An 11,149-nucleotide genomic window follows, 5' to 3' on the forward strand; every position below is an offset into this window, starting at 1 on the left:
TCGCGCACGGAGCGCCGGAACAGTTCACGAGAACCCCGGAACGGGAGGGAGTCTGCGAACATCGGCGGATGGCGAACGTGGTGGTCTTCTGTGGGTCGAGCTCGGGGACGGCACCCGCGTTTCGCGACGCGGCCGACGAACTGGGCACGGAGATCGGCACCTCGGGGCATCGCCTCGTGTACGGAGGCGGAAGCGTCGGCTTGATGGGCATCGTCGCCGATGCCACCATGCGTGCCGGCGGTGAGGTCGTCGGGGTGATCACCGAACAACTGCACGCGCTCGAAGTGGCGCACGACGGCCTCGACGAACTCGTGATCGAGTCGACGATGCACGCCCGCAAGGCTCGGATGGCGTCGATGGCCGAGGGCGTCGTCGTCCTGCCGGGTGGCTTCGGAACCTACGACGAGGTGTTCGAGATCCTGACCTGGAACCAATTGGGCCTCGTGTCGACTCCCGTGGTCTTCCTCGACGTCGATGGTTTCTATGCGCCACTGCTCGATTTCGTGCGCAACGCTGCCCGGGCGGGCTTCATGAAGCCGGACCACGCCGGCTTGGCAGGACGGGCGACGAATGCGGTCGACGCGGTCGATCTGGCGACGCGACCGGCGGCGGCGTTCACCCCGAAATGGGTGGGCTGACCGAACGTCAGGCGCGGCGGACGACGATTCGTCCACAGTTCTCCACCCGTTGTCCACAAGGGTCTCCACACGAAATCGGCAGAAATTCACACGGTTCGCCCTCTGGCACCTCACAGGCCCCGGCGTTGATGATGGAGCCATGACGAACCCGACTCGTCCCCGGCGGACCGACCCCATCCTGCAGCGGCGCCGCGGTCGATCGCGCCGCCACGGCGTGTCGGATCACACGGACCGCATCGCGCTCGAGGCCGACGGATGGCGGACGACGCTCGACTACCGCGAGAACCACTTTCGAGACATCGAGGGTGCGCTCGAGGGGGTCGAGACGCATTGGCGAGGTGAAGCCGAGCGGACGGCCCCCGACGGTCGCGTCCAGGTGCTCGCCGTGATCGGTCCCACGCCGGGTCGAGTGTGGCGTCGACTCCGTCTGGAGGCCGAGGTCGCCCTCGATTTCCGACCGTGTCCGAGTGGCGCGATGCGCTGACCTGCGGCTTCGCGTCAACGTCGGATTTCTCGCTCGATTTCTGGACGAAAGGCTTGCGCGCGGCGAATGACGCTGCTGTAATTACTCGTCCGTCACCACACGAGATGTGGTGGTTGTCGAGGGGGAAGACCACCGACGGACACCAGATGTAGTGGTTGGAGCATCGTTCCGACACTGCTTCATCGCTCACCCGAAACGCACAACCGGCGCCACCGAACCGGGGCGAACAGTCCCGATGAACAACCCGGAACGAACCGACGCCAACCGACCCACGAACGATCAGAAACGAAGAGAGATGGAGCGATCATGACACTGCTCGACACCGAGTCAGACCCCGAATCCGGCAGCACGGCCACCGCCCGCGAGACCACGTTGACGGACACCTCGACGATGAGTGAAACCATGCGGGACATCACCGCCGACGCCACCCAGACGGGAATGCGCGTCACCAAGCGCAACGGCGCGGTCGAACCGGTCGATCTGAACAAGATCGTCAACGCGATCGCCCGCGCATCGGAAGGACTGCTCGGCGTCGACCCGATGCGTGTCGCGACCCGCACCATCTCCGCACTCGCCGACGGAGCGACCACCCGCGAACTCGACGAACTCTCGATTCGGACCGCCGCCGGTCTGATCGTGGAGGAGCCGAACTACTCCAAGCTCGCGTCCCGGCTGCTCGCCACGATCATCGACAAGGAAGTCCGCAACCAGAACATCCCGTGGTTCTCCGAGTCGGTGAAGGTTGGCTACGAGCAGGGGATCGTGAGCCAGGAGGTGTACGACTTCGTCGAGGCCAACGCTCCCGAGTTGAACGCGGCGATCAACTCCGATCGTGACCGCTCCTTCGAGTTCTTCGGTCTGCGCACCGTGTACGACCGCTACCTGCTGCGCCACCCCGAGCGTCGTGACGTGATCGAGACACCGCAGTACTTCTTCCTCCGCGTCGCATGCGGCCTGTCGACCACCACCGCCACCGAGCAGGACGGTCAGGCAGCCGTCGATGAAGCGGTCAAGTTCTACGACCTGATGTCGTCGCTCGCGTACCTTCCGTCGAGCCCGACGCTGTTCAACTCCGGCACCACCCACAGCCAGATGTCGAGCTGCTACCTGCTCGACTCGCCCGAGGACAGCCTCGAGGGCATCTACAAGCGCTACACCGACATCGCGAAGCTGTCGAAGTTCGCCGGCGGCATCGGTGTCGCCTGGCACCGGGTCCGTGCCAAGGGCAGCCTGATCACCGGCACCAACGGTCTCTCCAACGGCATCGTCCCGTGGTTGCGCACGCTCGACTCGTCGGTCGCCGCCGTCAACCAGGGCGGTCGTCGCAAGGGCGCGGCGTGTGTGTACCTCGAGTCGTGGCACGCCGACATCGAGGACTTCCTCGAACTTCGTGACAACACCGGTGACCACGCCCGGCGCACGCACAACCTGAACATCGCGAACTGGATCCCCGACCTGTTCATGGAACGCGTCGAGAAGGACTGGCAGTGGTCGCTGTTCGACCCGAAGAAGGTGCCCCACCTCACCGATCTGTACGGCAAGGAGTTCGAGAGCGCGTTCCTCGAGGCCGAGGAGCAGGGCCTGTACGAGAAGCAGGTTCCGGCCCGCCAGCTGTACAGCAAGATGATGCGCACCCTCGCGCAGACCGGCAACGGCTGGGTCACGTTCAAGGACTCGTCGAACGAGAAGTGCAACCAGACCGGTGCGACCAACGACGACGGCACGCCGCGCGTCGTGCACCTCTCCAACCTGTGCACGGAGATCCTCGAGGTCACCGACCAGGACAACACCGCGGTGTGCAACCTCGGTTCGCTCAACCTCGGTTCGTACGTCGGCACGGCCGGGCACGACCCGAAGGAGTTCGACTTCGCTCGCCTCGGCCGCGTCGTGCGTCAGGTCGTCCCGTTCCTCGACCGGGTGATCGACATCAACTTCTACCCGACTCCGGAAGCCAAGTTCTCCAACGAGAAGTGGCGTCCGGTCGGCCTCGGCCTGATGGGTCTGCAGGACGTGTTCTTCAAGCAGGGTCTCGCGTTCGATTCACCCGACGCCAAGGACCTCAGCCGTCGGATCAGCGCACACATCTACTTCCACGCACTGTGGGCGTCGACCGAACTCGCCGAGCAGTACGGCGCACACGATGCGTTCGACGGCACCCGCGCCGCGAACGGCGACCTGCAGTTCGACCTCTGGACCACTCCGGAGGGTGACACCGTCACGCCGCCGGCCGAACTCGACTGGGACGCATTGCGGGCCCGGATCACCGAGCACGGTCTGCGCAACAGCCTGCTGATCGCGATCGCTCCCACCGCGACGATCGCATCGATCGCCGGCTGCTACGAGTGCATCGAGCCGCAGGTGTCGAATCTGTTCAAGCGCGAGACGCTGTCGGGCGAGTTCATGCAGATCAACCGCTACCTCGTGCGCGAGCTGCAGAACCGCGGGCTGTGGGACGAGCGGATGATCGCCGAGATCAAGCAGGCCGAGGGCTCGATCCAGGGCATCGATCGGATCCCCGAGGAACTGCAGCAGGTGTTCCGCACCGCGTGGGAGGTCCCGCAGCGCCAGCTGATCGACATGGCCGCCGAGCGCGGTGCGTTCATCGACCAGAGTCAGTCGCTCAACCTGTTCATGGAGACCCCGACGATCGGCAAGCTGTCGTCGATGTACCTCCATGCGTGGAAGCAAGGGTTGAAGACCACCTATTACCTCCGCAGTCGTGCGGCGACGAAGATCAACAAGTCGACGACGTCGGGCGGCGCCGCGCCGACCCCCGATGGTGGCGGCTCCGTCGCGACCGAAGTGGCCGACGCGCAGACACCCACCAAGACGTTCACCGATGAAGAGGCGCTCGCCTGCTCGTTGGAGAACCCCGAGAGCTGCGAGGCGTGCGACTGATGGCGCTCATCGACCCGATCTACGACGACGAGGCGACCGATCCGACCGCGGTTCCGGAGGTCGATCCGAACACCGCCCCGGTGGGCGATGCGCGGCCCAAGCACATTCTCGATCCCGGCTTCGACCTCACGCTGCGCCCGATGCGGTACCCGCAGTTCTTCGACATGTACAAGGACGCGATCAAGAACACCTGGACGGTGGACGAGATCGACTTCTCCGACGACCTCGTCGACCTCGACCGCAAGCTCATGCCCGCCGAGAAGCACCTCGTGTCACGCCTCGTGGCGTTCTTCGCGACCGGTGACTCGATCGTGGCGAACAACCTGGTGCTCAACCTGTACCAGCACATCAACGCTCCCGAAGCGCGGATGTACCTGTCACGCCAGCTCTACGAAGAGGCGCTCCACGTCCAGTTCTACTTGACGCTGCTCGACAACTACATCCCCGACATGGCCGAGCGCGAGGCAGCGTTCGCGGCGGTCGAGAACATCCCGTCGATCAAGGCCAAGGCCGAGTTCTGCTTCCGTTGGATGGACTCGGTCCACCATCTCGACCAGATCACCACGCAGGACGAGCGTCGTCGTTTCGTGATGAACCTGATCTGTTTCGCCACCTGCATCGAGGGCCTGTTCTTCTTCGCGGCGTTCGCGTACGTCTACTTCCTGCGCTCGAAGGGCCTGTTGAACGGTCTCGCCGACGGCACCAACTGGGTGTTCCGTGACGAGTCGTGCCACATGAACTTCGCACTCGAGGTCGTCGAGACCATCCGCAAGGAAGAGCCCGAACTGTTCGATGCCCAGATGGAGTCCGACATCCGGGCGATGATGCGCGACGCGGTCGATTGCGAGCACATGTTCGCCGCCGACGTGCTCGGCGAGGGCGTTCCCGGCATGAGCCTGAAGGACACCCGCGAGTACCTGCAGTACGTCGCCGACACCCGGCTGCACCTGCTTGGCTACGCCAGCGAGTTCGGATCGAAGAACCCGTTCAGTTTCATGGAACTGCAGGACGTGCAGGGACTCTCCAACTTCTTCGAGCGCACCGTGTCGAGTTACCAGACCGGCATCACCGGCGACGTCAGCTTCGACGAAGACTTCTGACCTGACGCGTCTCCACACCACGTCCGATTCGGGTGTTTGCGTCCGTCCCGGAAGGCAAACACCTGAACGGACGGAAACACTCGGACCGACGCAGGCGTGGTGTGCGGCTCGGCGGATACCGTGGAGGCGGTGAACACGGTGGACACGCAGTGGTTGACGAGTGCCCACGTGATGATCGTCGCCGGCAAGGGCGGAGTCGGTTCCTCGACCGTGGCTGCTGCCGCGGCCGTCGCTGCCGCCCGGGACGGTGCCGATGTCCTGTTCATCGCGGTCGACGGGCGTCCCGGCATGGGAGCCTTGCTCGGCGGTCGCGAGATCTCCGACCGTGAACAGACCATGCAGCGCGTCGACGGTGGCGGTCGGATCCGTGCCCGCAGCATTCCCGCGGACCAGGCGTTCGGCGACTACCTGGAGCTGAAGGGGGTCGGCGGGCTGTTGCGTCGCGCCGCGTCGTCGGCGTCACTCCCGATGATCGCTGCCGCGACACCCGGCCTCGAACACCTCCTGGTGCTCGGCAAGATCAAGGAGCTCGAGAAGGAAGGCGTCGCGGACCTCATCGTGGTCGACGCGCCACCTGCGGGACACGCCACACCGTTCATCCGCTCGGCGTCCGGACTCTCCGATGTCGTGAAGTCCGGGCCGGTGCTCGAACAGGCCGAGGAGGTCGCGGAGATGCTCGCCGATCCGCAGCGGTGCAAGGCGCTGCTCGTCGCACTTCCGGAGGAGACACCGATCACGGAACTCATGGAATTGGCGACCGATCTCGGAGATGACCTCGGCCTCGGTCTGTTGCCGCTCGTCGTGAACGCGTGCTGGCCCGACCGATCGGGTCTCGACAAGTCGCCCGCGATGGCGGCGCGCTCACACAAGCTGAAGTTGTCCGATTCCGCGAAGTCGGCGCTCGAATCGGCCGCCGACTTCGGACGGAGCAGGCTCGCTCAGCAACGCGAGCAGATCGAACGACTGACCGAAGCTCGCGACGAGCCGATCATCACGTTGCCCCGACTCGCGACGCCTCGCCTGTCGCCCGACGACCTGGCGATCCTCGCCGACGCACTGGTGCCCGACGATGAATGAGCTCGATCCCCATTCCCTCCAGCGAGTGATCGAGGAGTCGGAACTCCTGCTCACGTGCGGTCCTGGCGGCGTCGGCAAGACCACGACGGCAGCAGCCTTGGGAGTTGCGGCGGCGCAGGCCGGCCGACGAACGGTCGTCGTCACCGTCGATCCGGCTCGTCGTCTCGCCGATGCGCTCGGACTCGACGACGGCGCCGCATCGGACGAGCCTCATCGAGTCGACGACATCGGATCAACAGCCGAGGGTGGCGAACTCTGGGCACTGATGCTCGATGCCGAGAAGACGTTCGACCGTCTCGTCCGCGAGCAGTCGGGCTCGCGGAAGCAGGCCGAAACGGTCTTGAACAACCCCGTCTACCAGGCGATCTCCGGGTCCCTGTCGGGTGCGCAGGAGTACATGGCGATCGAGCGGCTGCACCAGCTCCACGTGAGCGGTGAATGGGATCTCGTGATCGTCGACACGCCGCCGTCACGGCACGCGATCGACCTGCTCGAAGCCCCGGATCGTCTCGTGGGCTTCCTCGGCCACCCGGTGTACCGGGCGTTGACGGTCGGGCAGCGCACGTTCGCCAAGATCACCGATGCCGCAACCTCGATGTTCCTGTGGGCCGTGAAGCGACTCGCCGGTCCGCAGATCGTCGAGGACACCCTCGAGTTCTTCCGATCGCTCGCGAACATCGAGGGCGGATTGCGTCACCGGGCGAAGCAGGTGTCCGTGCTGTTGCGAGGCGAGGACACGGCGTTCGTCGTCGTCACGAGTCCTCGGGCGGAGGCCGTTGGCGAGGCCGAGCATCTGCTCGACGCGATCGCCGACAAGAAGTTCCCGCTCGGCGGGCTGGTCGTCAACCTGATCCACCCGCTTCCGGAACCGTTGAGCGATGCCGACGAGCGGTTGCTCGCAGACCTCGATCCGGGTCCGCTCGCCGATCAGGTCGAATGGCACCGCGAACTGTCGACGTTGGCGACGGCGGAGCGCGAAGAATTGGTCGAGGTCGAGCGGCTCGCAGGCGACGCTCCGGTGATCGAACTCCCGCTCCTCCCGGTCGACATCCACGACGTTCCGGGACTCGTCGACCTCGCCGAACGTCTCACCTGACCCGGCGCGTCGTAGTGTCGCTCCGATGACGAAGCCGACGGCGAACGAGGTTCTCGACCAGCTCTTCACCCGTTCGCCCGACGAGGGAACGTCGCTTGCGTTCGTCGCGGTTCGCGGCGGAGAGGTGCTCGCCCAACGGTACGGCACGCGACCGGCCAACGACTTCGAGCCGGAACAGCAGATCACCGCGTCGACGCGGTTGACGTCGTGGAGCATGGCGAAGTCGATCACCCATGCAGCGGTCGGGATCCTCGTCGGGGACGGACGCGTCGACGTGGACGCGCCGGCGCCCGTCCCCGAGTGGGCCGGCACCGACAAGGAGGGCATCACGCTCCTCCAACTGCTCGAGATGCGGTCGGGACTACGCTTCGAGGAGGACTACGTCGACGGCGAGACGTCGCACTGCATCGAGATGCTGTTCGGCGGCACCGACTCGAGCTTCGGGCACTACGCCGCGATGCTCCCACTCGACCACGATCCCGGCACGGCGTTCAACTACTCGTCGGGAACCACGAACATCGTCGCGCGGATCATCGGCGACATCGTGAGCGGCGGCCCCGGCGGCGATCCCGAACAGCGCCGGCGCGGCGTCGGCGACTTCCTCCGGACACGACTGTTCGAGCCAGCGGGGATGACGAGCGCAGAGCCGAGGTACGACGATGCGGGCGACGTCGTCGGCTCGTCGTACATTTACGCCAGCGCTCGTGACTTCGCCCGCTTCGGCGAGCTCTACCTGCACGACGGGGTGACCGAACGCGGCGCGGGGGAGCGGATCCTGCCGGCCGGCTGGAGCGAGCACGCCCGTACGAAGACGGCCCACGACCCCGACTCGGGCCTCGATTACGGGCGCCACTTCTGGCTGTGGCCTGCGTTTCCCGGCAGCTTCGCCTGCCACGGGTACGAGGGCCAGTTCATCGTCGTGCTCCCGGATCGGGGCCTCGTCCTGGTGCATCTCGGCAAGACCGACATCGCCCACAGCCGCGGCCTGCAGATGTACCTCGCTCGGCTCGCCGAACTGCTCTGATCTCGCTCGGCTGGAATGCCCAGGATCGGGCGGATCAGCTTGCTAGGAAGTGGTGGTGACCGACCCGGCACACGAGGATCTCGACGCGACGTTCGAGATGGAACGCGACGCGATCCGGACCGGCGATCTCCCGGTGATCCCGCGCCCGACGCCGGACGTGAAGCCCAGGATCCGACCGATCCGGTTCGGCATCCGGATGCTGCTCTTCGCGCTGGTGATGTACTTCGCGATCGGGCTGCTGCCCGACCTGATCAATGCCGCCGACGAGTTGACCCGGCTGAATCCGTTCTTGATCGCACTCGGATTCGGACTGCAACTGCTCGCGCTGTTCTTCTATTCGATGTTGACCAAGGCGGCGCTCGGGGAAGCGGGGAAGAAGCTGACCGCGACGCGCATGTTCCGGATCCAGCTGAGCACACGCGCGCTGACGAACGTCGTGCCGGGCGGCAACGCTGCGGGGTCGGCACTCGGCTATCGGCTCCTGACACTGTCCGGAGTACGCGGCGCCGATGCCGGCTTCGCGCTGGCGACCGCGGGAATCGGATCCGCTGTCGTGTTGAACCTCATCTTCTGGATCGGACTGGTCGTGTCGGTCCCGCGCCGCGGTGTCAACCCGTACTACGGAGGTGCCGCCCTCGCCGGGATCATCGTGATCGGGATCGCCGCCGCACTCGCGATCGGAATCATGGAGGGCCAGAAGCGGTCGGAGCGGATCGCTCGGTGGGTGGCCGGGAAGCTGCGTTCCGATCCGGACAAGATGGCGGCCGCGATCCGCCAGATCGGTGTGCGTCTCGACGATCTGATCAGCGACCGGAGGCTGCTCAGGAGGGTCGTGATGTTCGCGATGCTGAACTGGCTGGTCGACGCCGCATCGCTCTGGGTGTTCCTGCGCGCGTTCGGCGGCAGCCTCGAGTTCGACGCGTTGATCGTGTCGTTCGGTCTGGCGAACCTCCTCGCCGCGGTACCGATCACGCCGGGTGGGCTCGGGTACGTGGACCTCGCGTACCTGTCGACCCTCGTCGGTTTCGGGCTGAGCAGCAGCAATGCGCGACTGGGCATCGCCTCGTATCGACTCGCCCAGTTCTTCTTCCCGATCCTCATCGGCGGACTGTCGTACCTCAGTCTGCGGGTCGGCCCGTGGAAGATCGAGAAGCGTGACCGACTCGCACGCCTACGCGAACTCGCGCGCACGGGGAGCCAGTCCGGTGAGTCGAAGATCGACTTCGCGCTGCGCTTCGGACGGCGGGAGGTGTCCGGACCGACGCCCGTCGACCTCGATCAGGACGGGCACCCCGATGACGACGATCCCGCGGACGAACCAGAATCAGCCTGAGCGATCCGCGCAGAAATTGGCTCGGCCTCCAGCACGGCCGATACCTTGCCCGAGATGACCACCCATGAGCGTCCATTCGGCCGGTACCTCGAAGACTTCACTCCCGGCGACGTGCTGCGTCACTGGCCCGGCAAGACGATCACCGAGTACGACGATCATCTCTTCTGCATGATCACGATGAACCATCACCCGCTGCACACCAACGATTGGTTCGCCGCCGAGTCGGTGCAGGGTCGCAACGTCGTGGTCGGCAACCTCGTGTACTCACTCGTGCTCGGGATGAGCGTGCCCGACGTGTCGGGCGCAGCGATCGCCAACCTCGAAGTCGAGACCTTGCAGCACAAGTTCCCGACGTTCCATGGTGACACGATCCATGCCGAGACACGGGTGCTCGAGGTGAAGGAATCGAAGTCGAAGCCCGACCGAGGAATCGTCACCGTCGAGACGAAGGGCTTCAACCAGGACGGCAAGGAAGTGTGCTACTTCAAGCGCAAGGTGCTGATCTGGAAGAAGAACGCCGCGCCGACGCGGGCTCGCCCCTACGACGGCGTCGACGTCTGGGCCGACTGATGTCTCATCTGGGGTCGGACCCCAGATGACACGGGAGCCGCCGATCGACCCGGGCCAGGTGCTCGCGTGGGGTGTGCCCCGGATGCGCGAGTTTCCGTGGCGCCGGACGCGAGATCCGTGGAAGGTGCTGGTCTCGGAAGTGATGCTCCAGCAGACGAGGGTCGACCGCGTGATCCCGAAGTGGACGGCGTTCCTGGCGGCGTTCCCGACACCGTCAGCGTGTGCCGATGCCTCACTCGGTGACGTGCTCCGGCTGTGGCAGGGCCTCGGCTATCCACGCAGAGCCAAGAACCTTCATGCCACTGCCGTCGAGGTGGTGTCGACGAACCGCGGTCGACTTCCCGACTCGCTCGACGCGTTGCTCGCGTTGCCGGGGATCGGCCCGTACACGGCACGGGCCGTTCTGGCGTTCGCGTTCGAGCGCGACGTCGGAGTCGTGGACACCAACATCGCGCGGATCCTCGCCCGCACGGCGGGGGAGCGGCTGACACCGAGACGGGCGCAGGCTGCGGCCGACGAGCTCGTTCCCGTGGGAGAGGGTTGGACGTGGAACCAGGTGCTGATGGACCTCGGTGCCGTGCTGTGTCGACCGCGCCCGACGTGCGACGAGTGTCCGCTGTCGTCGACCTGTGCCTGGGCGGTCGCCGGGCACCCCGGTCCGGATCCGGCCGTCGGCTCGGCAGGGGTCAGCGTGGCGCAGGCACCGTTCGAGGGCAGCGACCGGCAACGCCGCGGCAAGGTGCTGGCGGCGCTGTCGGGCGCTCCGTGCGCAGCCGACGCCTTCGACGCCGCGATCGTGGACAGCCTCGTCCGTGACGGACTGATCGAACGCGACGGAGACCAGCTGCTCCTCCCGCGGTGACAGCCCTGCGACTGGCTGCGGTGAGAGTTCGGGTGGACGGGTGGTCTCACATCTCACCGGAGAGGGG

The 11,149-nt window shown here is 65.9% G+C and carries 10 protein-coding genes; all 10 read left to right on the plus strand.

Annotation, left to right across the window (positions count from 1 at the left end; all coding sequences use genetic code 11):
• A partial coding sequence (locus tag ON45_RS13625) for an LOG family protein (protein WP_306301655.1) occupies positions 1-638 on the plus strand: 638 nt, incomplete at its 5' end.
• A gap of 139 nt (positions 639-777) precedes the next feature.
• Positions 778-1,122 (plus strand): hypothetical protein, encoded by a 345-nt coding sequence (locus ON45_RS13630; protein ID WP_148288686.1) that lies wholly within the window; start codon positions 778-780, stop codon positions 1,120-1,122.
• A 306-nt stretch (positions 1,123-1,428) separates the two neighbouring features.
• Entirely contained in the window at positions 1,429-4,020 is a 2,592-nt protein-coding gene (locus ON45_RS13635) for a ribonucleoside-diphosphate reductase subunit alpha (protein WP_051063052.1), read from the plus strand.
• Between the two features lie 140 nt (positions 4,021-4,160).
• A complete protein-coding gene (locus ON45_RS13640) occupies positions 4,161-5,120 on the plus strand; it encodes a ribonucleotide-diphosphate reductase subunit beta (protein ID WP_051063054.1) in 960 nt (319 codons plus the stop codon).
• Positions 5,121-5,249: 129 nt separating this feature from the next.
• Entirely contained in the window at positions 5,250-6,197 is a 948-nt protein-coding gene (locus ON45_RS13645; protein WP_148288687.1) for an ArsA family ATPase, read from the plus strand.
• Positions 6,190-7,293 carry an ArsA family ATPase gene (locus ON45_RS13650; protein ID WP_040494547.1) on the plus strand — a complete coding sequence of 368 codons (1,104 nt, stop codon included), beginning with the start codon at positions 6,190-6,192 and terminating at the stop codon, positions 7,291-7,293. The genes ON45_RS13645 and ON45_RS13650 overlap by 8 nt, the downstream gene beginning before the upstream one ends.
• A gap of 25 nt (positions 7,294-7,318) precedes the next feature.
• Entirely contained in the window at positions 7,319-8,317 is a 999-nt protein-coding gene (locus ON45_RS13655) for a serine hydrolase domain-containing protein (protein WP_051063053.1), read from the plus strand.
• Between the two features lie 55 nt (positions 8,318-8,372).
• Positions 8,373-9,650 carry a lysylphosphatidylglycerol synthase transmembrane domain-containing protein gene (locus ON45_RS13660; RefSeq protein WP_148288688.1) on the plus strand — a complete coding sequence of 426 codons (1,278 nt, stop codon included), beginning with the start codon at positions 8,373-8,375 and terminating at the stop codon, positions 9,648-9,650.
• Positions 9,651-9,704: 54 nt separating this feature from the next.
• Complete coding sequence (locus ON45_RS13665) at positions 9,705-10,220, plus strand: MaoC family dehydratase (protein WP_040494549.1); 516 nt, start codon at positions 9,705-9,707, stop codon at positions 10,218-10,220.
• Between the two features lie 25 nt (positions 10,221-10,245).
• Positions 10,246-11,082 carry an HhH-GPD family protein gene (locus tag ON45_RS13670; RefSeq protein WP_040494550.1) on the plus strand — a complete coding sequence of 279 codons (837 nt, stop codon included), beginning with the start codon at positions 10,246-10,248 and terminating at the stop codon, positions 11,080-11,082.
• Positions 11,083-11,149 lie beyond the last annotated feature (67 nt).

This window comes from Ilumatobacter nonamiensis YM16-303 (assembly GCF_000350145.1).
Taxonomy (GTDB): domain Bacteria; phylum Actinomycetota; class Acidimicrobiia; order Acidimicrobiales; family Ilumatobacteraceae; genus Ilumatobacter_A; species Ilumatobacter_A nonamiensis.